A 21,650-nucleotide genomic window follows, 5' to 3' on the forward strand; every position below is an offset into this window, starting at 1 on the left:
GCCGGCAATGGGTCGGAAGCCCGGTTATGGCTGCGTCTCGGCCTTTCGAAACATCGCCCGGGAATGCCGGCCGGCGGGCGTGAGATCAGTTCCACCGTGCCGGCTGTTCTTTTACGTTGGACATAGATGCCGGCATCTGCCAGAAGCGCGTCCGGGACGCGACCGCCGTTAACTTTAGAACGGGGTCGGGCGACCGATTGACGTCACGTTGCTGCCGCGAGATCACGCTGGCCGTCCTTTATCCCCTGCCCTCGACCACCTTGATCAGATCCTCGCGCACGGCGACGATATGGCTTACCAGCAGGTCTGCCGCCTTGTCGACACGGCAAGTGCGGATCAGGCCGATCAGTTCGGCGTGCTCGAACATCGCCTTTTCCATCGCCGCCTCGTTGGAGATCTGCAGGCGTGTATAGCGGTCGCTGGTCTGCAGCAGCGAGGCGACGATCTGCTGGCTCCTCGGCATTTCGGCCCGGGACATCTTGGCCGGACTGGACAGCCTGGACGGATTTTGGGGATCGGTACGCCCGAAAGCGTCTCTTGTCTCAGTGGGAGTACCTTCGCCTCTCTCCCGCGGGGCCGTTTTTGTTGATGTCGCGGTCAAGCTGGCCCATATTGGCGTCAACGAAAGGAAGAGCCATGCTCAACGTCGCACTCGGAAAGGAAGATGAAGAATTCGTCCGCAAGCAACTAGAAACCGGCCGTTATGGCGATGCTGCCGACGTCGTCCGTGCCGGCTTGAGGTTGCTCGAGGACGAGAAGGCATTCGACCGCTGGATCGACGAGGAACTGCCGGCCCGTTATGACGAATATCTGAAAGACCCATCCCGCGTCGTTCCTGCGGAAGAGGTACATGCCCGGTTCGAGGCGAGAAGAAAAAGCAACGCGATCAAGGCTGAATAGCGAATGGCCTACCGCATCGTCTATCTTCCCGATGCGGTGGCCGATCTGGACAAGCTCTATTTGGATATAAGCCTGGCAGCCGGCGCAAAGACCGCCGATGATTTCCTTGAAGGTGTCATAGCCTTCATCTACGCATTGGAGATGTTTCCCGCCCGAGGAACAGTGCGCGATAGCCGCATCCCGGGTTTACGGATCATCGGCTATCGGCGCAGTATCAGCGTCGCATTTTCCGTCCGAGGCGATGACATTGTGATCCTTGGCGTGTTCCGCCGGGGACAAAACATCAGCGACCAAATCCTCGAAGGCAGGCTTGTGTAGAGCTACCGCGCAAACTTTCGTGCCGCGGCGACGCAGAGGATGACGCCGAGGGTGACGGCGAACATGGCGGGGGTGACGGTCTCGCCGAGCAAGAGCGCGGCAAGCGCCAGGCCGAAGAAGGGCTGCAGCAGCTGCAGCTGGCCGACCGAGGCCGTGCCGCCCTGCGACAGGCCGCGATACCAGAAGATGAAGCCGATCAGCATCGAAAACAGCGAGACGTAGGCGAGGCCGGCAAAGGCCGGGGCGCCGATATTCCGCGCCGACGCCGGCATCAGCACCGCAGCGCCGACAGCCATGACCGGCAGCGCGATGACCAGCGCCCAGCAGATCACCTGCCAGCCGCCGAGCCGCTTCGACAGGGCCGCACCCTCCGCATAACCGTAGCCGCAGGCGACGATCGCGCCGATCATCAGCCAGCCGCCGAGCGAAAGACCGAGGAAGGTCGCCATCGTGCCCTGGAGCGAGACGCCGCCGGCATTGCCCTGGGCTAACGCGAAACCGGTCACCAGCGCAGCACCGAGGACGGCAAAAAGCCAGAAGGCCGGTTTCGGCCGCTCCCCGCCGCGGATGACGCCGAAGATCGCGGTCGCGAGCGGCAACAGCCCGATATAGACGATCGACTGGGCCGAGGTGATGTGCTGCAGGGCGAGTGCCGTCAAAAGCGGAAACCCGACGACGACGCCAAGCGCGATGACGCCGAGCGCCACGATATCCCGGCCCGACGGCCGTTTCTGGCGGAACAGCATCAGCAGGCAGAGTGCCAGCAGCCCGGCGATCGTGCCGCGCGCGACGGTGAGGAACAGCGGGTCGAAACCGGTGACCGCCACCCGCGTCGCCGGCAGCGAGCCGGAAAAGATCAAGACGCCGATGAAGCCGTTGATCCAGCCTGACAGTCCGCGGTCCATGTGTTTGCTCCAGTGTTTCGGTTTCGGCGGGTGTGCCTGCCGGTGGTGGTGGTGTATTCGCAGGAGAGCGGCAGCGCTTCTGGCTCCGGTGATCTCCCGCCTTGTGAGGGAGATGTCACCAAGTGACAGAGGGGGTAGCGCCGCAGATTCGACGGGCGAAGAGTGCGCGGATACCCCCCTCTGCCCTGCCGGGCATCTCCCCCACAAGGGGGGAGATCAGCCAGCCGCCCCCCACAGAGGGGATCAGCGGGAGCCAGCCGCGCGGCCGCAGTCTCCTCATGTAACTCGTCCCCTTATCCTCCCGAAACCATAGCCTTGCCAGAAACAGTATGGTACAATTTCCTCAAACTGTTATGCCTCACAAACCAATACGGATGGATCTGGCGATGGACCTCGGATCGGCGGCGACGAAAGCCGAGATGGTGATGGCGACGATCAGGCAACGGATTGCCGGGCGGGCGCTGACGCCGGGAGCCAGGCTGCCTTCGGTGCGGTCGCTTGCCGGCACGCTTGCCGTCTCCACCTCGACCGTGGTCGATGCCTATGAGCGGCTGGTGGCGGAGGGGGCGATCGTCTCTCGGCCGGGCTCGGGCTTTTACGTGGCAAACCAGGCGGCGCCCTTTTCGCCGGCGGAAGCCGGGCCGAAGCTCGACCGGGCGGTCGATCCGTTCTGGATCTCGCGGCAGTCGCTGGAAAGCAGCAGCGACAGCCTGAAGCCCGGCTGCGGCTGGCTGCCGCCCTCCTGGCTTCCCGAAGAGGCGATGCGCAAGGCACTGCGCAGCCTTTCGCGCGCCGATGCCTCCTTGCTTGCCGATTACGGCTCGCCACTCGGTCTTCCGCCGCTGCGCCGGCTGATTTCGCGGCGGATGGCGGAGCGGGGCATGGAGGCCTCGCCCGAGCAGATCATGCTGACCGAATCCGGCACCCAGGCAATCGATCTCCTCTGCCGTTTCCTGATCGAGCCGGGCGATACGGTTCTCGTCGACGACCCGTGCTATTTCAATTTCCATGCGCTCCTGCGGGCGCACCGGGCAAAAATCGTCGGCGTGCCCTATACCGCGCATGGGCCGGATCTTGCGGCCTTTGCGGCGATCGTTTCGGAGCACCGGCCGCGGCTCTACATCACCAATTCGGCGATCCACAATCCGACCGGGGCGGTGCTTTCCCCCGTCACCGCGCACCGGGTGCTGAAGATCGCGGAGGAATTCGACCTGACGATCGTCGAGGACGACATTTTTGCCGATTTCGAAAGCCCCGCGGGGGGCAGTTCAGGGGCCGGCGTCGCCCCTCGCCTTGCCGCCTTCGACGGGCTGGAGCGGGTCATCCATATCGGCAGTTTTTCGAAGACGCTGTCGGCTGCGGCGCGCTGCGGCTTCATCGCCGCCCGGCCGGACTGGATCGAGGGGCTGACCGACCTGAAGATCGCCACGTCATTCGCCGGCGGGCACCTGACCGAGGAACTGGTCCATGCCGTGCTCAGTGATGGCGGCTATCGCCGGCATATGGAAGGATTGCGGGCGCGGCTTGCAAAAGCCATGGCGGAGGTGACGGGAAAGCTGCAGGACCTCGGCATCGAGCCCGTGCTCAAGCCCCAGGCCGGAATTTTCCTCTGGTGCCGGCTGCCCGACGGAAAGGACGCCGCCGAACTGGCGCGGACCTGCCTGAAACGCGGCATCGTGCTGGCTCCCGGAAACGCGTTCAGCCTGTCGCAGACGGCACACTGCCATATGCGCTTCAATGTCTCGCAGACGCTGGACCCGCGGATTTTCGAGGCCCTGAAAGAGGCGCTTCGCTAGCGGGAAAGTTCCGTCACACCGTACAGATAGACAAGTGCCACCGTGGCCGGCAGGAGAAAGCTGCCGATGACGACCGGGCCCAACCGCCGGGCCGATAGTTTCAAGCCGAACCGGCCGCCGATAAGGCCGACAAGCAGCAGAAAAATCAGGCACTGAACGATGACGGACTCGATGTCGAGCAGTACGGTGACGGCCATCTGCAGCGCCGCCGCGGAAAAAGCAATGACGCCGCCCTTCCAGGCCGGCACACGCGCCAAATGCGCGCCTAGAGCTCCGCCCCCAAAGAGCGCAAGAGCGAGAAGGATGTAAAGGATGAGCAAAGTCATACCGCACTCCTTTCAGCACCACCGAGGATGGCCACAGCTCAGGCCGTCAAGGGCGGCGGCGGATAAGCCGCCCTCAGGCCCCGTCCTCAAATCTCGAGCTTAAACGTGATGCCGAAATTGCTGTAGTCCTCGAACGGAACCACTTCGTCCTTGGAGAAGGTTCTCGGCTTCGGCGCCTGGGTCGGCGGGCGGACATCCGGTTTCCAATAGACGCCGAGCGTCGCGTTCTTGCCGATCTTCATGCCGGCATTGACTTCCAGATTGCGCGCTCCGCCGCTCTGGGAGCGCTTGGCGCCGACATTGTAGCGGCCGTTGTCATAGGCGGCTTCGATGACCTGCGTGGTCGCCGTGCCGGCGCGTTCGGCGCGGCCACCGAGCGAAAATTCGTCGTAACGGCCCTTGGCACGATAGACTTGCTTGGTCGGGTTGCCCTTCCAGTCCATTTCCATGCTGGCATCGGCATCGATTGACCAGTTGTCGTCGGCGACGGTGAAGCCGAAATCGAAGATGATCTGCTTGTTGGAGGCATAGACGCCGGCGCGCGGGTTGCTGCCGTTGGTCTTGATGCCGAGCGGACCGCTGGTGCTCTTGGCATCCATGACGATGACCTTCTCGGCCTTCGGCACGATCTTCGACATGGCCTTCTGGTAGCGGTCTTCCGGAACGACCGGCGTGCCGTGACGGTCGAACGCGCCCATCGAAAGGACGCTCTTGCCGCCGAACTTGCTGTGCACGGCAAAGATCATTCCGCCGTCGGTGGTGAGGCCCGCAAAGCTCTGGTGCTGGGTATTGCGCAGCGTGTAGCGGCCGCAGCAGGCCATGGCATCGTCGAGCGCGCCGAGCTCGGACGTGGTCATGAAGATGACGCCGGGCGGCGTCGGTCGCTGTGGGTCGAGAATGGGGGTCGTGCCGAGCTTGATCGGCCAGAAGTCAGATTGGGGCGTGGAGGGCTCTCGTCTCGCTGCATCACCTAGTGAGCGCGCATTCGGGGCTAATCCCATGATCTACCTGCCTTATCTCTATGAAATGAAATTCTGGACTAAACTTTCTGAAGCGCCGCGACGAAAACCGCCGGAGCTGGACGAATGAATGACGGACGGAGCCGGCGGGGCGTAAGCTAAGCGGCAAGCCCTGTTTGTCCACCCCAAAAACGCAACCATTTCGCGATCTCGTTCGACGCGACGTCACCGCCGCGTTGACGGATGGGGGATGGATGGGCGCCTATGGCGGCATGCGCCGGCAGGCCTGTTAATTGCGCAACCGGACGCCGAAGCCGAGGAAGAAACTTGCCAGCGCGCCGATGGCGGCGGTGCCATAGAGCCATGTTGCGGTGTCTCCCGCCGAGCCTTCGCCGAGGCTCGCGGCAAGCCCGCTTGCCGTCGCAATCGTGCCGGAAAGCGCCGCCCCGACCGCGTAACCGGCAGTCGACATGGTGGGCAGAAGCGCGCTGGCGCGGTCCCGCTCCGTCTTGCGCGCCGCCTCCATGGCCGCCTGGTTGACGTTTGCCCAGGCAAGCCCGAAGCCCGTGCCGATCAGCATCTGGCCGGCGATCACCAGCGGCAGCCATTGCAGGCTGATCGCGAGCGCGATCGCCATGAAGCCCGAGACCTGGAACAGCGGCCCTGCCCGCATCACCGCGTGCCGGCGGGCGAGCGAATTGATGCGGCTTGCGACCATGGCGACCGCGCTCCAGGTGACCGCCATGGTGACGACGACATAACCGACGGCGGCCGGGCCGAGGCCGAAGACCTCACGCACGAGAAGCGCCAGATAGGTGCTGCCGGCCGAATGGCTGGCCGACATCAGGAACAGGATGAGAAAGCCACGCCCGAGCACCGAGCCACGCCGGAACGTGCCGGCCGGAAACAGCGGCACGCCGAAACGGCCGTCGAGACGGATGCCTATGACGAGGATTGCCACGCCGGCCGCGAGCGTGGCGGCCTGCCAGCCCGCATGACTGCTGGCCGAGGAGAGCGCCAGCACAAAGGCTGCGGCGACACAGAGCGCGATGGTCCGCGGCGGGAAGGCTGCGGCCGGAGCGTCTGCCCCCGCATTCACCGCGCCACCCTGCCCCGCGCTGCCGTCGTTCACCTTTGGTCGCGTCAGGACGGTGAACAGGGCAAGAGCGGCAATCAGCGGGGTTACGGCGAGAAACGACGCCCGCCAGGAAACACCCTGCGCAATAAGTCCGCCGACCAGCGGCCCGAGCAGGGCGGTGACGGCCCAGACCGTGGCTTCCACAGCAAAAACCCTTGCGATCAGCGCGGAGGGGAAATTGGCCGGGATGAGGCTGTAGCAGATCGCCACGATCAGCCCGTCGGCGATGCCCTGCAGGAGGCGGCCCGCAATGATGAAGCCGAAGGCGGGTGCGAAAAGCGCAACGAGGCCGCCTGCCGCGAACAGGACCGACGCGAGACCGAGGCTCAGGCGCACGCCGAGCCGGTCTCGCAGCGAGGCGGCGGTCGTGCCCCCGGCGATCGAGCCGATGAAATAGAGGCTGTAGACCCAGCTGAACCAGTCGCGCCCACCGAGTTCGGCCGCGGCAAGCGGCATGGCGGCGACGATGGCGAACTGGTTGAAGGCATGCAGGCCGATGCCGCTGGAGATGAGACCCAGCATGAGGCCCTGCCGCCCGCCCCAGAGGCTTGCACCGGACCGGGTGGCGGCAACCCCGCCTTCAGCAGGCCCGATCCCGCTTGCCGTCGCGTGCCCCTCGCCGCGCGCAGCAGCCGCACCTTCCGTCCTGTCATCCATCATCGATCACCGCTTTTCCATCGAGATGCGGAAACCTAGGATCTCAACCAAGGTTGAGGTCAATGGCAAAAAAGGCATCCATCGGGAAAAGGGCGCCTGCCCGCTTTCGCAGCCCTTGGCCAGGCGAACGTTTCGCAGGGCACTCCCGTGGCGTCCTGACGATTCTTGTGGCGGCATTTCTTCGCCGCAAAAACAAGCGCGATGAGCAGGATTTCGGCAGGCTCTGCGCGATTTTCATGCGCGTGACATTTTTGCTACAGCCTTTTTAGCAATCGCTCCTACATGATGCTTCATCACGCAATACGGAGGTTCACCCATGAAGGGTCTTTTCATTCTCGCCACCACCGTCGCCATGACGGCTTCGACCGCAGCTTTCGCAGCTGATGCCGTCGAGCAGATCCCGACCGCGCCGGTTGCAGTCGAGACCACTCCGGTCTTCACCTGGGACGGCGCCTATATCGGTGCGCATACCGGCTACGGCTGGGGCAACGGTGACCTCGAAGGCTTCAGCGACGACAATTTCGACGGCTGGCGCCTCGGTGCCTTTGTCGGCTATAACTGGCAGTTCTCCAGCGGCTTCGTTGCCGGTATCGAAGGCGACGCCAACTATGACTGGGGCGATGCCAACTATGGCGGCGGCGTTTCCGTCGACAACGGCTTCTCCGGCTCCGTCCGCGGCCGCGTCGGTTATGCCTTCGACCGCACCCTGATCTTCGCAGCCGGTGGTTACACCGCAACCAACGTCGACCTCAACGCCCCGGGCGCCGATGACGACGACACGCTGCACGGCTGGACGATCGGCGCCGGCGTTGACCACGCCTTCACCGACAACGTCTTCGGCCGTCTCGAATACCGCTACAACGACTACGGCAGCGGCAACCTCAGCGGCGCCGATTTCGACCTCGACCAGCACGTCATCCAGGTCGGCGTGGGTGTGAAGTTCTAGGCAACAGCGCCTGCAAAGGCACGAGGAAAGCCGTCCGCGATTTTTTTCGCGGGCGGCTTTTTTTGTGGGCAAGGGATAGCGCCTGGGCCGACGCGGATTATTGTGTCACCGTTTTCAACGAAAAGACCTTTTCCATGCGTCTCATATCGGCAGGGCTGACGATAGCGGCAGCCATTCTCATTTCCCTCATGTCATGGAGCCCGGCAATGGCTGGCGACAACCCGTATGCGGCGCGCTCCAGCGCGCTTCTGCCCACCACGATGGAGATGGACGGCAGGACGGCCGACGCGCTTACGCGCAAGTCCCTGCCGGATCTTCAGTCGATCTATGAGCAGTTGCTGGAAGAGGCCGAAAAGGGCGAAAAGCTGATCGCCGATGGCGGCTCGGCCTGCGCCTGCGACGTGGCCTATTCGCAGCTGCTGATCGTCATCGGTTTTTCCATCACCAAGCTCGACGGGGGAGGCCGCTATGAGGACTGGATGGAGGATGAGAGCATTGAACGGCTGGCGAGTTATCGCGAACTTGTCGGCACATGCGGCGACGATGCCGGTTCATCCGCCGCCTCCGGCATCACGGACGAGATGATCCTGGCGCTGTAAGGCGCAAGGCCGCGATTTGCGAGTAGCGTGAAGACGCCGTGTGACCCGAGACGATCGGGCAGATCCCCCCGCACCTTAAGTGGGTATTGACTTCACCTCGACCCGAGAAAAATCTGGCGTGGGGCAGATGGGGACGGATCTCATGCAGATCATCTTGGCGGACGGCGCCTTGCGGGGCAAGGCGGTAGCGGGTGCGCGCAGGAAGCGGACGACGTTGCGGCGCGCGTTGGTCTGCGCCTCGGCGCTGCTTCTCTCCGGCTGTCTCAGCATCGACTATGACAGCCTCAAACCGGGCGGCTTTACCGGCAGCCTGATCGTCATGTGGGTTGGGCCGGGAAGCGGCGGGAGCGGCGACGGACAATTCGTCTTCGTGCCGGATCCGGGCGCTCCGCTGACCTTCACGCGGCCGGAAAACGGTTCCGCCAGGGTCATCCGCCCCGGCGTGATGTATACGGATGGCGGCTCGATCCCGAGGGTGGCGCAGGTGTTCAAGGGTTTCAACCCGTGGGGCTATGCACCGGCCTACATGATCCACGACTGGCTGTTCACCGCCCGCCACTGCATCGTCGACCGCCGGAGCAATGCCGAATATGACAGGCTCAAGGACGTCACGTTCAAGGATTCGGCGGTCATTCTGGGCGAGGCCATTCGGGGACTTGTCGAAGCAAGACAGGTCGACAAGGACGATGTGGCCGGCGGCACCATTACCTGGGCCGTCGGCAGCGGCATCGCGAAGAACCTCTGGGACAAAAAAGGCGCCTGCGCGGACGAGAAGGTCAGCGACGCGCATCTGGCGCAGATCGAGCTTGCCGTTCCCGGCAGCACCAGGCTTTCCGCCACGCAGCGCGGCGCGCAGACCATGCGGGCCATCCGCAGAGCGGCACCGGGTATCGCGCCGGCGCGGGTGGTTTCGACCGTGCGGTTCTGAGCCAGGGTATCAAGCCGGAAGCCTTGAAAAGCCACTCGTGAAAATCTCTTAAGCGGCTTTGTTCATGGCTCCCCTCACCCGCGACGGGCAGCCTCGATGGCGGCGACGTCGATCTTCTTCATCGTCATCATCGCGTCGAAGGCACGCTTGGCCTCGGGGCCGCCGATGATCATCGCTTCCATGAGGACGCGCGGGGTGATCTGCCAGGAGATGCCCCATTTGTCCTTGCACCAGCCGCATTCGCTTTCCTGCCCGCCATTGCCGACGATAGCGTTCCAGTAGCGGTCGGTCTCTTCCTGGGTCTCGGTCGAAATCTGGAAGGAAAAGGCTTCGTTGTGCTTGAAGACCGGGCCGCCGTTCAGGCCGACGCAGGCGACACCCGCGACGGTGAATTCCACCACCAGCACGTCACCTTCGCTGCCGTCCGGATAATCGCCCGGCGCGCGGATGACGGCGCCGACGGCGCTGTCGGGAAAGGTCTTGGCATAAAAACGCGCCGCCTCCTCGGCATCCTTGTCATACCAGACGCAGATCGTGTTTTTTGCGATTGCCATTTGCCGTTCTCCTTCTCCCGTTGCGAGATCGCCAGTTGCGAACCTATGGCTTGAAGACGGTTGGGCGAGAGGTGATCCGACATGGGGTGGAGATATTTTTGCCTGCTCACGCCGCGGGCGAAATCAACGTGACGGTCGGGAAATAGAAGCGGTAGCGGCTCACATCGCGGGTCAGAAGCGGCAATCCTTCGACGGCCGCCTGCGCGCCGATCAGGAAATCCGGTAAGACACCAGTGCGAGTGCCGCCGGCACGGCGATACCGGGAGAACGCCTTTCCTGCCAGAAACAGGGCAGCACGAGAGAGCGGTGCGAACACCAATTGAGCCTCTTCAACGAAGGCGTCGAGATCCTCTATACGGTCGTAGCGAACCGCCAGTTCAGCATAGACGATATCGTTGATCAGCAGCGGCCCGGCGAGGCTCGCCGTCTCAAGCTGCTCGATGGACCATTCGGCCCAGACCGGGTCGTCGGTCACGAGATCCAGCAGAACGTTAGTATCGACCAGCGTCAAGCGCCACTCCGCTTGCTGCCTTTTTCGCTGCTCTCTCCATCTCCACGGGTCAGCGCCATGATCGCATCCGTATCAAGCCCCTGCCCGGCATGACCTCGCAGCCGCTCAAAACGACTTTCCGGGCGCTTCCTGTCCGCCCGCATCAACACTACGGCGCCATCGGCATTGCGATGAAAATCGACCTTGCTGCCCGGCACGATGCCAAGCAGCTCGCGTACCGCCTTGGGGATGGTCACCTGCCCTTTTGCCGTCACTGTGGTCGTCATGATTCAAACCTTGTAATACCGATTTTCATAAAGGTATTACTTTAGTGGATCGACTTCAAGCGCGGCAGACCTGGCCCGCCTACCCTTCCACCACAAGCTCGCCCAGATGCCGGCGGACCCATTTCACCTCTTCTGATGCCGTGCGGCGGAAATGGCGCTTGAAGTCGCGGCTGAACTGGGCGGGGCTGACATAGCCGACGGACAGCGCCACCTCGGCAATGGTGCGGTCGCCGCGCGCCATCATCAGCCGCGCCTCGTGCAGCCGCATGGCCTTTACATATTGCATCGGGCTGCTGCCGGTCAGCGCCTTGAAATGGGTGTGGAACGAGGGAACGCTCATGCCCGCTTCGCTCGCCAGCGCCGGGACCGAGATTTCCGAACCATAGACCTCCCGCAGCCGCGCGAGGCTCTGCACGATCCGGCCCGACGTGCCTTTCTGCTGCAGGGCCGAGATCATAGCCGCGCCCTGCGGACCGACGAGCACCCGGTAGTGCAGTTCGCGCAGGATGGCGGCCCCAAGCACGGCGGTCTCGATCGGATCGGCGAGCGCCTTCAACAGACGCATCACGACATCCTCGATCTCCGGCTCCATGCGGCTGGAGACGAGGCTTTTCGCCCGCGCATCGGCCAGGGCGGGGCTGTGCGTCTCGACATCCGCGGCGATCTCGGCCGCAAGCGGCAGGTCGAATTCGACATAGACGGCGAGCAGCGGATCCTTGGGACTGGCAACCGATTCCATGCGGAAGGGAACCGGCACCGAGACCGCCAGATAATGATCCTCGTCATAGAGATAGATCTCGCCTTCCAGCATGCCCTGCTTGCGTCCCTGCAGCACGAAGACCGCCCCCGGCCGATAGAGGACCGGCACGTCATGCAGCACTTCCTCGCTCCTGATGATACGTACGGCGGCAAGGCCGGTCGGATTGTAGCCCGCACGGGGCGCGAGCCGTGCCGCGAGATCCACCAGCATGCGCCGCATGCCCGGCGTGCGCTCCACACTCATAGGATTTGGCAAGACGTTCATAGGTTTCGCGATCGTTGCGGCTGCCTCTCCATACTATCTGTCAAAGGCATCATTCAGACAAGAAGGGAGAGCAATAATGTCACCTAAGACCTTTTTCATCACCGGTGCCAATTCGGGATTCGGGTTCGCCATTGCTTCGTCCGCGATCGCCAAGGGCCACAAGGTGATCGGCACCGTGCGGTCGGAAGCCTCGCGGACGAGCCTCGCCGAGCGCCTTCCGGCGGTCCACGCCGTTCTCTGCGACGTCACCGAGTTCGACCGGATCGATGGGGTCGTCGACCAGGCGGAAAAGGAACACGGACCGGTCGACGTGCTGATCAACAATGCCGGTTATGGGCATGAGGGCGTGCTGGAGGAATCTCCTCTTGAGGAGATGCGGCGCCAGTTCGACGTCAATGTCTTCGGTGCGGTTGCGGTCGCCAAGGCGTTCCTGCCGCGCTTTCGCACGCGGCGGCGCGGCTTCGTCGTCAACGTGACCTCGATGGGCGGGCTCATCACCATGCCGGGCATCGCCTATTACCACGGCAGCAAGTTCGCGCTGCAGGGCATTTCGGAGGTGATGCGGGCCGAGATGGCACCCTTCGGCGTGCATGTGACGGCACTTTGCCCCGGTTCCTTCCGCACCGACTGGGCGGGACGCTCCATGGTGCGCACCGAGCGCTCGATCGACGATTACGATGCGCTGTTCGACCCGATCCGCGCGGCGCGGCAGGCAAAAAGCGGCCGCCAGCTCGGCGATCCGGAAAAACTCGCCGCGGCAGTGCTGACCCTGATCGAAAGCGACGATCCGCCGCCGCAGCTGCTGCTCGGCAGCGATGCGCTGAAACTGGTCAACGAGCGGATCGGGCGCATGCGCCGGGAGATCGAAGAATGGACGCCGCTGACCGTCTCGACCGACGGATAATGCGCGCGTCCCCGGTCGAGCGCGACTGCTCTTCAAGGAGCGCCTGACCGCCATGCGTCCGCCCGGCATCCGGCCGGACATGGCCGGGCGGCAATCCCGAAGCAGGGAAGCCTTCAGGCCTGCGCGACCGTCGCGATATCGGCGGTCGAGCGCTTCAGTCGCGTCCTGGCGGTCTCGGTGATCTGCGGCACGTCCGGCTTGTCGTCCTCGTCATCCTCTTCGTCGTCCTCGACGCCGAGATTGTGCAGCCGGTACTTGATCGCCAGCGCATAGATGACGTTCAAGATGTTGCGGTCCGTCAGATGAGGATCGCTGAGCGCAAGCAGAGACGCCTTGACCACCCGCTTGCTCGACGCCTTCGGACACTGCTCGGTCACATATCGGTAAAGGTCCTCATCCGCCAGGCCCTCCGCAGCACCGTCGACCAGCGCGTGATAGACCCGCTCGAGTTTCTTGCTCATCGGCTTCTCCCTGAAATCATGGCAGGCGGCTTAACGTGTCTGACAGGTTTTCGTTGCGGCAGACTGGCAATGCCGGCCCGATAAGGCAAGGGTAGCGATGGCAGTATGTGGCACGGGACGAGACGATGGGACTACGCTCTTTGCGCCGGCAAAGTTGATCGATACGTGAAAGCGCGGCAGATCCGTTTCGTTATAGTGCCGCCAAACAAGTGCGAGCTTCGGGGTAAGTAGAAATGAGCAGCGGATATGACAGCGGCCAGGCAGACCATCTGCCAGGTGGCCGCTATGACACGCGAGAAAGCCAGAGCGGATGGGAAGTCTTCGACCGATATAATGGTGCGACAGCGACCCTGAACGACAGGATGCTGAGGCAGATCGACCGCGCCGATGCGGAAACGGTCGCGAGTTTTCTCAACGAGTTCGACGCCGAGAAATATCGGCTCTTATGTCATTGAGGGTTTTGCGGTCGAGGTTCAACCGAGCCGCTTTTCGAAGAAGACGCGGTTAAAACCGTCCTCGCTACGGCGGTCGGTCTCAACATAGCCGAGCTTCGGATAGATCGACAGGTTCTCGACCATCTTCTCGTTTGTATAGAGGGTGACGGCGGCAAGCCCGAGCCGCCGTGCCTCGGCCTCGCAGAAGGCGATCAGGGACTTGCCGATGCCCCTGCCGGCAGCGGTGGGCTCTACGGCGACGTTTTCGAGGAACATGACCTCGCCTTTCGGGAAAAAGACGATGAAGCCCTGTAGTTCTCCCGCTTTACCGGCCGCGACATGGACCTGCCCCTCGGCGATCTGCGCCGCGAAATCGGCGACCATCGGCGCGGGCTTGCGGCCGATCGCAGCGACATAGCGTGTATAGGCACGCTCGGCGCAGGAGCGGATTGCGGCTTCATCGGCTGTGGCCGCTTGTCTGATCATTGCCCTCTCCCTAATCCAGCTGCGCCCGCACCGCCTCCTTGTCGATGACTGACCAGACGCGGGCGATCCTGCCATTGTCGAATTCGTAGAAGACATTTTCCGAAAACGAAACCCGCCGGCCGTTGATGGGCAGGCCGAAGAATTCGCCGCGCGGGGTGACGTCGAACTGGATGCGGCTTGCGACCGTCGACCTGTCGGCGACAACCGAGCGGACGTCGAAATGGAGATCGGGGATCTCCCGGTGATCGTTTTCCAGCATGGCGCGGTAACCGGACAGGCCGATCCGCTTGCCATTATAATGAACATCCTCGCCGACGAAATCGCCAAGGCGGTCGAGATCCTTTGCGTTCAGGCAGTCGATATAACCGGCATAGAGGCCGCCGAGCGTTTCCGGCGTCTGCTCCACCTCCGCCACCGGGCGGCCCTCGAAGTAATGTTCCGAAATCTTGCGGCCGTTGTCGAGAATGGCGGCGGCGAGTTTCGCGTCACCGCCCCGCATCGTGTCGGGATCCGCACCGCTCAGCAGCAGAAACAGTTTCTGGTGGGCGACGGCTGCGAAATACTGCCTGTGCGGCGGCGGATCGCGCCATTCCGTCGCCTCCAGTTCTTCCGCCGCTTCGCTGGCGGCATCGTCGAGCGCCTTGTGAAGCGTCGCCAGCAGCTTCTGCTCGGCGCTGCTCTGGATATCGAGATATTGCCGTTCAACCGGGGACAAGACGGGGCAGCTGTCGTTCATGGGCGGCATCTCCTCACTGTGCATGGTGGCTTTGCTGGTCAGGCCCGGATCCTTGCCACGGGAATGCGTCGGCTTTGAGCCGAGGGGGCCTTGGTGTCCGGTTCGCTGTCGGCGTTCTGGGAAGTGGCCAGCGTGCTGCCCCCGCATATGAGCAGTGTTTCATTTTCTTGCCAGATGCCCGTTGATTTTTGCGCCTGCCGGTCGAGATACCGCCCGGGCAATATCGGACACAGTTTTTACTTCCTCACAGCTTTGAAACGACGACAATACTTACGGAGAGACACGGGAATGAATTTTCTGAAGCGCATGTTCGGACTGGGCGGCCGAGAGCAGGAGCCTCAGGCACCGCAATCCCATTCCATCCTCGTCAATGCCTATTGCACCGTGCGCGACACCCCGCCTCTCGACTTTCCATACGAACTGCACGGCCAGCGCGATCTCTCCGATCCGGCGCTCGCGCCGCATGTGCATGGTTTCATCGGCTATGTGATGAGCCTCGGCGACGGCCAGATGACGGCGACGCGCTATCACCTGTGGCGACATCTGCAGCGGGTACGCAACCACCTGAGCTTCGAGGTCATGTCCGATGATCTCACCGATGTGGAGGCATGGGGCCGGGCGGCCAATGCCGTGTTCTTCCTGCCGGACGGCTCGGTCAGGGCACCGGATTTCAGCCTGCTGATCGCCGCCGACGGGCAGAGCGATCCCGCAGCCGCCCTGCCCTACCAGCCGGATACGATCGAGCGGAAGGCGCGGACGCTGGCGCTTCTGACCTCCGTCGAGCCGAAGCCGCCGGCCAGCATGCCGCCCGCCGTCAGTGCCGCCGAAGTGGTGCTGAAGACGCCGGCCGAAGTGCTGGAACGGGCGCTCGGCCTGTTCTACGTCGCCGCCCGCGCGGAGAGCCGTCATGGCGGACGCGAACCGATCGCCGCCGGCCTGAACGCCGCCAACCCGATCGGCTTTGCAGCCCTCACCCCGCAGGAAGCGGCATTTGTCTCCGCCGCCCCGGGCGAAGGGACCGATGCATCCGTCATGACCTGGCGTTACGAGGCGGCCAACACGCTGTTCTGGACGCTCGGCATCGAGGCGGCGCAGATCCATGACAGCGAGGCGCAGGCGGACGTCAATGCGCTGTGGGACGCCGTCGCCCATCTCGCCGGCGACGCCAATGCCGCGGCCGGGCTGCAGCTGCGGCCGGTGGAGGACATTCTCGACGCGCTGGACCGCACCTGGCGCGAACACTGGATCATCCGCCAGGCCCGCGGCAAGGGTATATCAGTGGAGGGCATCGACGGCGACGTGGTGGCGGAACGGCACATGGCGCTGAACTGGCTGACGAGTTTTCACAACCCGTTTGGGACAAGCTGGGACGAGGTGGATACGCCGACGTGAGTGGTCGTTGAGGGTGCCTCTTGCCGATCTCCCCCCTTGCGGGGGAGATGCCCGGCAGGAGGCGCCGCCAGCGTTCCAACTAGATCTCGTCGAGCGCTCACGTCCCTGAAGGAAACGTGAAATTGTCAAGGTCGAGCCGTCCGTCACGGTGGCGGTCGGTTACTTCGAAACTGACGGTCCCTGCCGGGCTTTCATAGGCGCAGACAGGCCTTTCTCCGGCTTCCACCGCCCTGCCCATCGCGTAATGGCCGAAGCTTCTGAAGGGCATGTATTGGTAGATGCCTGGTTCGGTCGGCGCGACATCACCGTAGAATGTGCCGGCAGGCATGCCTTTGTAACGGAACTCCGTCCGTGTTCTAGCCGTGCTGAACTCGTCCCATTCTTCCGCCATTTCACGCCGCTTCCGGCGAGTACCCCGCTTCGCGGATCGCCTCCTCGGCGGTGGCGCGGTCGCCTTCGACCGTCACCTTATGGGAGGACAGATCGATCGTCACGGCGGCGTCCGGCAGGGCTTCGGCAAGGGCGGCGCGGACGGTCTTTTCGCAGTGGCCGCAGGTCATGTCGGTTACGGTGAAGGTGGCGGTCATGGGAGGCTCCTGGTCTCGATCATATGCGGTGTTTCAGGTGCGGGCATGGCGCGCAGCGTTTGCGCCTGCCCCGGATTTGCTTCCCGCCGCAGAGCGTTCGCCTGCTACGGGGCCGGCGCCGGCCAGATCATCGAGGATTGGGCAATCGGGGCGGTTGTCGCCGCCGCAGCAATGGGCGAGGTGTTTCAGCGTCTTCACCATTCCCTGCATCTCGGCGATACGGCGTTCGAGATCGGCGATATGGCCGGTGGCGATGTCCTTGACGGCGGCGCTTGTCCGGCTCTTGTCCTGCCAGAGTTTTAGCAACGTCTCTGTCTCTTCCAGCGAAAAGCCGAGCGAGCGGGCGCGCTTGATGAAGCGCAGGACATGCACCTCGTCCTCGCCATAGACCCGGTAATTGCTTTCCGTGCGGCCCTTCGGCGCGATCAGGCCGATCTGCTCGTAATAGCGGATCATCTTGGCTGAGACGCCGGAAGCGCCGGATGCTTCACCGATATTCATCGCGTTTCCTCCGCCCTGAATGTTTTCAATCGCAGCGCATTGCCGAGTACGAAGACGCTGGACAGCGCCATGGCACCCGCGCCGATCATCGGCGAGAGGGTTATGCCGAAGACCGGATAGAGCACGCCGGCCGCAACCGGGATCAGCGCCACGTTGTAGCCGAAGGCCCAGAACAGGTTCTGGCGGATGTTTGCCATCGTCGCGCGGCTGACGGCGATGGCCGAGACCATGCCCGAAAGCTCGCCGCCGACCAAAACGACATCGGCGCTTTCGATCGCCACATCCGTGCCTGTGCCGATGGCAATGCCGATATCGGCCTCGGCCAAAGCGGGGGCGTCATTGATGCCGTCGCCGACGAAGGCGAGTTTGCGATCATGGCCGCGCAACTCATGGATCGCCTCAACCTTGCCCTCGGGCAGGACCTCGGCGACGACCTTGTCGATGCCGACCTGTCTGGCAATGGCGTCAGCCGTGCGGCGGTTGTCGCCGGTGACCATGACGACCTCGATGCCGATGGATTTCAATGCGCGGATCGCCTCGACGCTGGAAGCCTTCAGCGGGTCGGCGACGGCAATGATGGCGGCGAGTTTGCCGTCGATGGCGGCATAGAGCGGGGTCTTGCCTTCATCGCCCAGGCGACTTGCGGCATCGGCGAAGATGTCCACCGGCAGGCCGAGTTTTTCCATGTAGCGATCGGCGCCGACGGCGACTTCGCGAGTTCCGACCTTGGCGCGGATGCCGTAGCCGGTGGCGGACTCGAACTCCTCGGCCTTGGCGACGGCAAGCCCCCTCGCCTCGGCGCTTCTGACAATCGCATCGGCGATCGGGTGTTCGGAACGGGCTTCCACGGCCGCGACCAATGCCAGCGTTTCCGTCTCGTCAAAACCTTCGGCGGTGATGAAATCGGTGAGTTCCGGCCGGCCCTTGGTGACGGTGCCAGTCTTGTCGACGACGACGGTCGAGACGTCGGCCAGGCCCTGCAGTGCCGCACCCTTGCGGAACAGCACGCCGAGTTCGGCCGCCCGGCCGCCGCCGACGACGATCGAGACCGGGACGGCGAGCCCCATGGCGCAGGGGCAGGCGATGATGAGCACGGCAACCGCCGAGATCAGCGCATGGGTGAGTTTCGGCTCCGGCCCGACGATGTACCAGACGGCGAAGGTGACGATGGCAAGCGCTATGACGGCCGGCACGAACCAGGCCGTGACGCGGTCGACCAGCGTCTGGATCGGCAGTTTCGCCCCCTGCGCCTGTTCGACCATGCGGATGATGCCGGCAAGCATCGTGTCGCGGCCGACCTTGGTCGCGGTGAAGCGCAGCGTGCCGGTGGTGTTGATCGTGCCGCCGATGACGGTGGCGCCCATCGTCTTGGAAACCGGGATCGGCTCGCCCGATATCATCGACTCGTCGATATTGGACTGGCCGTCGATGACCGTGCCGTCGACCGGGATACGCTCGCCGGGACGGATGATGACGGTATCGCCAGGCACGACTTCGGCTGTCGGAACATCGATCTCGCGGCCGTTGCGTTCGATCCGGGCTGTCTTTGCCTGCAGGCCTGCGAGCTTCTCGATGGCGGCACCGGTGCGGCCGGTGGCGCGGGCTTCCATCAGCCGTCCGAAGAGGATCAGCGTGACGATGACGGTGGCTGCCTCGTAATAGACATAACGCGCCGCCTCCGGCAGCAGGCCGGGGGCGAAGGTGGTGACGACGGAATAGCCGTAAGCGGCCGCCACGCCGACGGCGACCAGCGAGTTCATTTCTGGCGCACCGCGCAACAGTGCCGGCAGGCCGATGCGGAAGAAGCGCAGGCCGGGCCAGAAGATCACCGCCGTGGCGAGCACGAAATAGAGATAATAGAGGTTCTGCGTGTCGATGACGCCCATCAGCCAGTGGTGGAACGGCGCGTATGCGTGGCCCGCCATTTCCAGCACGAAAAGCGGCAGGGTGAGGATGAAGGCGATTGCGAGGTCGCGCTTGAGGGAAGCCTCCTCGCCGTGGTGCATGTGGGCGTGGTCGTGGGTGGGGTGGCTGGCGTGGTCGTGATCGCCGGAGTTGTGAGCGGGGTGCGGCGCGCGCCCTCTGCTCTCCCCCCTTGTGGGGGAGATTGACGAGCCGCGCCGGTCCTGTTGATCCGAGACATCGGCATTACTGGCGCCACTTACTACCATTCCCGCTTCCCTCAGCGCGTGGTCCATAGCCCCAGCCGGAATTTCGTAGCCGAGTTTGCGGATCGCCTTGTCCAACGCATCCGGGTCGAACCCCTCGCCCGTCTCCACCGTGAGCTTCTTCGTCGCGAAGTTCACCGCGCTCGATATCACGCCGGCAAGCTTTGCCGCGCCGGTCTCGACGCGGCGCACGCAGGAGGCGCAGTGCATGCCTTCGACGGGGATGGTAAGCGGTTCGGGGGCGCGAGAGGAGCCGGACGGGGAGATGTGCTGATTCATGGCGATGCGATCCTTTCGCATCCGCATGTAAGGCTTCCCATCATGGGAAGGTCAAGGGGTGCCTCGCGGGTTGCGGCAATAAAGACCGCCGCTACTGCTCCTCGCGGTGAAACAGCTCCTCGAGATCGTTGCGGGCGGCCTCGACATCGCGGCTGTCGCCATACCGTTCGGCAAGCGCGATGCGGCGGCGGAACAGGTCTTCGGCCTCCTCCCGCTCACCCGCATGAAAGCAGGATATGGCGAGATCGCGCAGCGTCTCGTGGATCAGGCCGATATTCTCCTCCCGCTCGACGATCGCGAGACGACGGCGCAGCAGGGCGACTGACTGTTGTGGCCGCTCAAGCGCAAATTCGTTCTGGGCAAGATTGTTGAGAACCGTCTTCAGACGAGAATCCTCCCTGCCGAAAGCCAGTTCGGCACGGGCGAGAACTTCGGAATTCATCCGTTGCGCCTCGACGAAATCGCCGTTCTCATGCAGGCAGAAGGCGAGATCGATCATGGCAACGAACAAGCGCTCCTCCTCGGCCGGCGGGTTTTCTTCTAAGGTCGACAGGATGCGGCGATGGGTGGCGATCGCTTCGGCCCATTTCTCGTCGCGGCCGAGCGCGACGGCCTTGGCCGTCAGCATCGAGATGCGCTCGTCGGACGTCATGAAGGGATGCCGCTCGTCGATCATCAGCGCCGTATCGACCGGGCCCTCGTAGTCCGGGTTCTGCTGTTTCCACAGCACGAAGCCGCGGATGAGGTTCGACTTGCCGAGAAGGTAGGGACCGTCAGCCGCGGGATTATCCTTATCCTCGACCAGCATCTCGCCGATGCGTGCAAGCTCCAGCAGCAAGGCCTGAACGCTGAAGGTCCTGTCCGGATCGCGGATCATGACACGCAGATCCTCCAGCCGCTGTTCCGGATCGAAGGCCGGCGAAAATTCCTCGCCCATTCTTGCCAGAACGCGGTCGATGCCCTCCTGGGCCTCCTCGTCGCCCTTGTCGCTCGCCAGCCGGTAATAATAGAGCGCCCGTTCGAGATTGCGCGGGGTGCCCTTGCCGCGTTCATGGGCATTGGCGAGCATGAAGGCCGCGCCGCCGCCCTTTCGATGCGTATCCTTGAGAAACAGCGCCACCGCCTTTTCCGGGTCCGGGTTCACCAGCGATCCGTTGTAATAGGCGAGGCCGAGATTATAGGCCGCTACCGTAATGCCCGCCTGCAGCGCGCGGCGATACCAATCGAGCGCGGCGATCGGCCGCTTGCGGGTGCCGATACCGTTGGCGTAACGATAACCAAGGCTGAACATGGCATCGCCATTGCCGAGCTTCGCGGCCCTGCGGAAGGCGGCAAGCGCCCTGCGCGGATCCGCCTTCAGGCCGCCCCTGCCCTTGTCGTGGAAATGGGCGAGCGTGTTGGCGGCAAGGCCGCAGCCGGCGGCGGCACCCTTTTCGTAATAGTGCCGGGCCTTGACGAGATCGACTTCGAAGGGGCCATCGCCATGCTGGTTCATGCTGCCGAGATTGTTCAAGGCGTCGCCATGACCGCGTTCCGCCGCAAGGGCATACCAGTCGGCGGCGGCCGTAAGGTCACGCGTGACGCCGTAACGGCCGGTGTCATGCATGTCGCCCAGCACGAAGGCCGCATCGGCATCGCCGCCATTCGCCCGGGCTTTCAATTCCTCGACGGGCAGGTCGTAGAGATGATCCCAGGGCTTTTTCGGCTCGGGAATGGCTTCGCGCTTTTCAAACCTGCGATCGGCAAGTGTTGCGACATACTTCATCAGCATGGCTGGCATTCTCCCCCTCGCCCATCGGGTTCGTCGGCCCGCAGGGGTCATCCACCTCAGGGCCATCCACCGGCATCGTGAAAACGCCTGCCGGACGGCAGGCG

Annotated in this window: 28 protein-coding genes; 11 read left to right on the forward strand and 17 right to left on the reverse strand. The window is 63.7% G+C overall.

The window, feature by feature from the left end; translation table 11 throughout:
* Positions 1-238: 238 nt before the first annotated feature.
* Positions 239-478 carry an FCD domain-containing protein gene (locus BM216_RS06895; RefSeq protein ID WP_092997080.1) on the reverse strand — a complete coding sequence of 80 codons (240 nt, stop codon included), beginning with the start codon at positions 476-478 and terminating at the stop codon, positions 239-241.
* Between the two features lie 158 nt (positions 479-636).
* Here BM216_RS06895 and BM216_RS06900 point away from each other — a divergent pair, with 158 nt between their 5' ends.
* Together BM216_RS06900 and BM216_RS06905 are read left to right on the forward strand one after the other, a co-directional pair.
* The gene (locus BM216_RS06900) at positions 637-900 is read left to right on the forward strand and encodes a type II toxin-antitoxin system ParD family antitoxin (RefSeq protein ID WP_092997083.1); all 264 of its coding nucleotides are present in this window, start codon (positions 637-639) and stop codon (positions 898-900) included.
* Between the two features lie 3 nt (positions 901-903).
* Positions 904-1,218 (forward strand): type II toxin-antitoxin system RelE/ParE family toxin, encoded by a 315-nt coding sequence (locus BM216_RS06905; protein ID WP_092997086.1) that lies wholly within the window; start codon positions 904-906, stop codon positions 1,216-1,218.
* Positions 1,219-1,220: 2 nt separating this feature from the next.
* Here BM216_RS06905 and BM216_RS06910 read toward each other — a convergent pair whose 3' ends face one another.
* Complete coding sequence (locus BM216_RS06910) at positions 1,221-2,123, reverse strand: DMT family transporter (protein ID WP_092997089.1); 903 nt, start codon at positions 2,121-2,123, stop codon at positions 1,221-1,223.
* A 386-nt stretch (positions 2,124-2,509) separates the two neighbouring features.
* Here BM216_RS06910 and BM216_RS06915 point away from each other — a divergent pair, with 386 nt between their 5' ends.
* Entirely contained in the window at positions 2,510-3,919 is a 1,410-nt protein-coding gene (locus BM216_RS06915) for an aminotransferase-like domain-containing protein (RefSeq protein WP_092997092.1), read from the forward strand.
* Here the strand turns inward: BM216_RS06915 and BM216_RS06920 are convergent.
* Entirely contained in the window at positions 3,916-4,245 is a 330-nt protein-coding gene (locus BM216_RS06920) for a hypothetical protein (protein WP_092997095.1), read from the reverse strand. The genes BM216_RS06915 and BM216_RS06920 overlap by 4 nt on opposite strands.
* 86 nt (positions 4,246-4,331) lie before the next feature.
* Positions 4,332-5,102 carry a hypothetical protein gene (locus BM216_RS06925; protein WP_092997098.1) on the reverse strand — a complete coding sequence of 257 codons (771 nt, stop codon included), beginning with the start codon at positions 5,100-5,102 and terminating at the stop codon, positions 4,332-4,334.
* On the opposite strand from BM216_RS06925, the gene BM216_RS33275 reads away from it, so the two are divergent.
* Positions 5,101-5,334: a hypothetical protein gene (locus tag BM216_RS33275; RefSeq protein ID WP_143102741.1), complete on the forward strand. Its 234-nt coding sequence runs from the start codon at positions 5,101-5,103 to the stop codon at positions 5,332-5,334. The two genes, BM216_RS06925 and BM216_RS33275, sit on opposite strands and share 2 nt — an antisense overlap.
* 159 nt (positions 5,335-5,493) lie before the next feature.
* Here BM216_RS33275 and BM216_RS06930 read toward each other — a convergent pair whose 3' ends face one another.
* Positions 5,494-6,999: an MFS transporter gene (locus BM216_RS06930; RefSeq protein WP_177230726.1), complete on the reverse strand. Its 1,506-nt coding sequence runs from the start codon at positions 6,997-6,999 to the stop codon at positions 5,494-5,496.
* 62 nt (positions 7,000-7,061) lie between these two features.
* Here BM216_RS06930 and BM216_RS06935 point away from each other — a divergent pair, with 62 nt between their 5' ends.
* The 4 genes from BM216_RS06935 (at position 7,062) to BM216_RS06950 (ending at position 9,472) form a co-directional block, all read left to right on the forward strand.
* Positions 7,062-7,268, forward strand: a complete 207-nt coding sequence (locus tag BM216_RS06935) for a hypothetical protein (RefSeq protein ID WP_092997103.1) — start codon at positions 7,062-7,064, stop codon at positions 7,266-7,268.
* Between the two features lie 47 nt (positions 7,269-7,315).
* On the forward strand, positions 7,316-7,945 hold the full coding sequence (locus tag BM216_RS06940) for an outer membrane protein (protein ID WP_092997106.1): 630 nt from the start codon (positions 7,316-7,318) through the stop codon (positions 7,943-7,945).
* Between the two features lie 206 nt (positions 7,946-8,151).
* On the forward strand, positions 8,152-8,544 hold the full coding sequence (locus BM216_RS06945; protein ID WP_143102742.1) for a hypothetical protein: 393 nt from the start codon (positions 8,152-8,154) through the stop codon (positions 8,542-8,544).
* A 142-nt stretch (positions 8,545-8,686) separates the two neighbouring features.
* A complete protein-coding gene (locus tag BM216_RS06950) occupies positions 8,687-9,472 on the forward strand; it encodes a hypothetical protein (RefSeq protein ID WP_143102743.1) in 786 nt (261 codons plus the stop codon).
* A 74-nt stretch (positions 9,473-9,546) separates the two neighbouring features.
* Here the strand turns inward: BM216_RS06950 and BM216_RS06955 are convergent, their stop codons facing one another.
* From BM216_RS06955 to BM216_RS06970, 4 genes are all read right to left on the reverse strand, one after another.
* Positions 9,547-10,020, reverse strand: a complete 474-nt coding sequence (locus BM216_RS06955; protein WP_092998414.1) for a VOC family protein — start codon at positions 10,018-10,020, stop codon at positions 9,547-9,549.
* A 112-nt stretch (positions 10,021-10,132) separates the two neighbouring features.
* Positions 10,133-10,537 (reverse strand): type II toxin-antitoxin system VapC family toxin, encoded by a 405-nt coding sequence (locus BM216_RS06960; RefSeq protein ID WP_092997114.1) that lies wholly within the window; start codon positions 10,535-10,537, stop codon positions 10,133-10,135.
* Positions 10,534-10,803 carry an AbrB/MazE/SpoVT family DNA-binding domain-containing protein gene (locus BM216_RS06965; RefSeq protein WP_092997117.1) on the reverse strand — a complete coding sequence of 90 codons (270 nt, stop codon included), beginning with the start codon at positions 10,801-10,803 and terminating at the stop codon, positions 10,534-10,536. The genes BM216_RS06960 and BM216_RS06965 overlap by 4 nt, the downstream gene beginning before the upstream one ends.
* A gap of 79 nt (positions 10,804-10,882) precedes the next feature.
* Positions 10,883-11,827: an AraC family transcriptional regulator gene (locus tag BM216_RS06970; RefSeq protein WP_092997120.1), complete on the reverse strand. Its 945-nt coding sequence runs from the start codon at positions 11,825-11,827 to the stop codon at positions 10,883-10,885.
* A 76-nt stretch (positions 11,828-11,903) separates the two neighbouring features.
* Here BM216_RS06970 and BM216_RS06975 point away from each other — a divergent pair, with 76 nt between their 5' ends.
* The gene (locus BM216_RS06975) at positions 11,904-12,731 is read left to right on the forward strand and encodes an oxidoreductase (RefSeq protein ID WP_092997123.1); all 828 of its coding nucleotides are present in this window, start codon (positions 11,904-11,906) and stop codon (positions 12,729-12,731) included.
* A 113-nt stretch (positions 12,732-12,844) separates the two neighbouring features.
* On the opposite strand, the gene BM216_RS06980 is transcribed toward BM216_RS06975, so the two are convergent.
* A complete protein-coding gene (locus tag BM216_RS06980) occupies positions 12,845-13,192 on the reverse strand; it encodes a hypothetical protein (protein ID WP_092997126.1) in 348 nt (115 codons plus the stop codon).
* Positions 13,193-13,425: 233 nt separating this feature from the next.
* Here BM216_RS06980 and BM216_RS06985 point away from each other — a divergent pair, with 233 nt between their 5' ends.
* Positions 13,426-13,647, forward strand: coding sequence for a hypothetical protein (locus tag BM216_RS06985; protein ID WP_092997129.1), 222 nt, complete (start codon positions 13,426-13,428; stop codon positions 13,645-13,647).
* 18 nt (positions 13,648-13,665) lie between these two features.
* Here the strand turns inward: BM216_RS06985 and BM216_RS06990 are convergent, their stop codons facing one another.
* The gene (locus BM216_RS06990; RefSeq protein ID WP_092997132.1) at positions 13,666-14,112 is read right to left on the reverse strand and encodes a GNAT family N-acetyltransferase; all 447 of its coding nucleotides are present in this window, start codon (positions 14,110-14,112) and stop codon (positions 13,666-13,668) included.
* A 10-nt stretch (positions 14,113-14,122) separates the two neighbouring features.
* Complete coding sequence (locus tag BM216_RS06995) at positions 14,123-14,518, reverse strand: ester cyclase (protein ID WP_244530129.1); 396 nt, start codon at positions 14,516-14,518, stop codon at positions 14,123-14,125.
* 618 nt (positions 14,519-15,136) lie between these two features.
* Here BM216_RS06995 and BM216_RS07000 point away from each other — a divergent pair.
* Positions 15,137-16,240 carry a DUF4272 domain-containing protein gene (locus BM216_RS07000; RefSeq protein ID WP_092997135.1) on the forward strand — a complete coding sequence of 368 codons (1,104 nt, stop codon included), beginning with the start codon at positions 15,137-15,139 and terminating at the stop codon, positions 16,238-16,240.
* Positions 16,241-16,337: 97 nt separating this feature from the next.
* Here the strand turns inward: BM216_RS07000 and BM216_RS07005 are convergent, their stop codons facing one another.
* From BM216_RS07005 to BM216_RS07025, 5 genes are all read right to left on the reverse strand, one after another.
* Entirely contained in the window at positions 16,338-16,631 is a 294-nt protein-coding gene (locus BM216_RS07005) for a hypothetical protein (RefSeq protein WP_092997138.1), read from the reverse strand.
* Position 16,632: 1 nt separating this feature from the next.
* Entirely contained in the window at positions 16,633-16,827 is a 195-nt protein-coding gene (locus tag BM216_RS07010) for a heavy-metal-associated domain-containing protein (RefSeq protein WP_092997141.1), read from the reverse strand.
* A gap of 33 nt (positions 16,828-16,860) precedes the next feature.
* On the reverse strand, positions 16,861-17,328 hold the full coding sequence (gene cueR, locus BM216_RS07015) for a Cu(I)-responsive transcriptional regulator (protein ID WP_092997143.1): 468 nt from the start codon (positions 17,326-17,328) through the stop codon (positions 16,861-16,863).
* Positions 17,325-19,775, reverse strand: a complete 2,451-nt coding sequence (locus BM216_RS07020) for a heavy metal translocating P-type ATPase (RefSeq protein WP_092998418.1) — start codon at positions 19,773-19,775, stop codon at positions 17,325-17,327. The genes cueR and BM216_RS07020 overlap by 4 nt, the downstream gene beginning before the upstream one ends.
* A gap of 91 nt (positions 19,776-19,866) precedes the next feature.
* On the reverse strand, positions 19,867-21,546 hold the full coding sequence (locus tag BM216_RS07025; RefSeq protein WP_177230727.1) for a tetratricopeptide repeat protein: 1,680 nt from the start codon (positions 21,544-21,546) through the stop codon (positions 19,867-19,869).
* Between the last annotated feature and the right edge of the window lie 104 nt (positions 21,547-21,650).

Source organism: Rhizobium sp. NFR07 (assembly GCF_900111905.1).
Lineage (GTDB): Bacteria > Pseudomonadota > Alphaproteobacteria > Rhizobiales > Rhizobiaceae > Neorhizobium.

Bases quoted from the DNA above. Each gene is read 5' to 3' on its own strand.
- BM216_RS06895 (WP_092997080.1), bottom strand. From the start codon at position 478: ATGTCCCGGGCCGAAATGCCGAGGAGCCAGCAGATCGTCGCCTCGCTG.
- BM216_RS06900 (WP_092997083.1), top strand. From the start codon at position 637: ATGCTCAACGTCGCACTCGGAAAGGAAGATGAAGAATTCGTCCGCAAG.
- BM216_RS06905 (WP_092997086.1), top strand. From the start codon at position 904: ATGGCCTACCGCATCGTCTATCTTCCCGATGCGGTGGCCGATCTGGAC.
- BM216_RS06910 (WP_092997089.1), bottom strand. From the start codon at position 2,123: ATGGACCGCGGACTGTCAGGCTGGATCAACGGCTTCATCGGCGTCTTG.
- BM216_RS06915 (WP_092997092.1), top strand. From the start codon at position 2,510: ATGGACCTCGGATCGGCGGCGACGAAAGCCGAGATGGTGATGGCGACG.
- BM216_RS06920 (WP_092997095.1), bottom strand. From the start codon at position 4,245: ATGACTTTGCTCATCCTTTACATCCTTCTCGCTCTTGCGCTCTTTGGG.
- BM216_RS33275 (WP_143102741.1), top strand. From the start codon at position 5,101: ATGAAGATGACGCCGGGCGGCGTCGGTCGCTGTGGGTCGAGAATGGGG.
- BM216_RS06925 (WP_092997098.1), bottom strand. From the start codon at position 5,102: ATGACCACGTCCGAGCTCGGCGCGCTCGACGATGCCATGGCCTGCTGC.
- BM216_RS06930 (WP_177230726.1), bottom strand. From the start codon at position 6,999: ATGGATGACAGGACGGAAGGTGCGGCTGCTGCGCGCGGCGAGGGGCAC.
- BM216_RS06935 (WP_092997103.1), top strand. From the start codon at position 7,062: ATGGCAAAAAAGGCATCCATCGGGAAAAGGGCGCCTGCCCGCTTTCGC.
- BM216_RS06940 (WP_092997106.1), top strand. From the start codon at position 7,316: ATGAAGGGTCTTTTCATTCTCGCCACCACCGTCGCCATGACGGCTTCG.
- BM216_RS06945 (WP_143102742.1), top strand. From the start codon at position 8,152: ATGGCTGGCGACAACCCGTATGCGGCGCGCTCCAGCGCGCTTCTGCCC.
- BM216_RS06950 (WP_143102743.1), top strand. From the start codon at position 8,687: ATGCAGATCATCTTGGCGGACGGCGCCTTGCGGGGCAAGGCGGTAGCG.
- BM216_RS06965 (WP_092997117.1), bottom strand. From the start codon at position 10,803: ATGACGACCACAGTGACGGCAAAAGGGCAGGTGACCATCCCCAAGGCG.
- BM216_RS06970 (WP_092997120.1), bottom strand. From the start codon at position 11,827: ATGAACGTCTTGCCAAATCCTATGAGTGTGGAGCGCACGCCGGGCATG.
- BM216_RS06975 (WP_092997123.1), top strand. From the start codon at position 11,904: ATGTCACCTAAGACCTTTTTCATCACCGGTGCCAATTCGGGATTCGGG.
- BM216_RS06980 (WP_092997126.1), bottom strand. From the start codon at position 13,192: ATGAGCAAGAAACTCGAGCGGGTCTATCACGCGCTGGTCGACGGTGCT.
- BM216_RS06985 (WP_092997129.1), top strand. From the start codon at position 13,426: ATGAGCAGCGGATATGACAGCGGCCAGGCAGACCATCTGCCAGGTGGC.
- BM216_RS06990 (WP_092997132.1), bottom strand. From the start codon at position 14,112: ATGATCAGACAAGCGGCCACAGCCGATGAAGCCGCAATCCGCTCCTGC.
- BM216_RS07000 (WP_092997135.1), top strand. From the start codon at position 15,137: ATGAATTTTCTGAAGCGCATGTTCGGACTGGGCGGCCGAGAGCAGGAG.
- BM216_RS07005 (WP_092997138.1), bottom strand. From the start codon at position 16,631: ATGGCGGAAGAATGGGACGAGTTCAGCACGGCTAGAACACGGACGGAG.
- BM216_RS07010 (WP_092997141.1), bottom strand. From the start codon at position 16,827: ATGACCGCCACCTTCACCGTAACCGACATGACCTGCGGCCACTGCGAA.
- cueR (WP_092997143.1), bottom strand. From the start codon at position 17,328: ATGAATATCGGTGAAGCATCCGGCGCTTCCGGCGTCTCAGCCAAGATG.
- BM216_RS07020 (WP_092998418.1), bottom strand. From the start codon at position 19,775: ATGAATCAGCACATCTCCCCGTCCGGCTCCTCTCGCGCCCCCGAACCG.
- BM216_RS07025 (WP_177230727.1), bottom strand. From the start codon at position 21,546: ATGCTGATGAAGTATGTCGCAACACTTGCCGATCGCAGGTTTGAAAAG.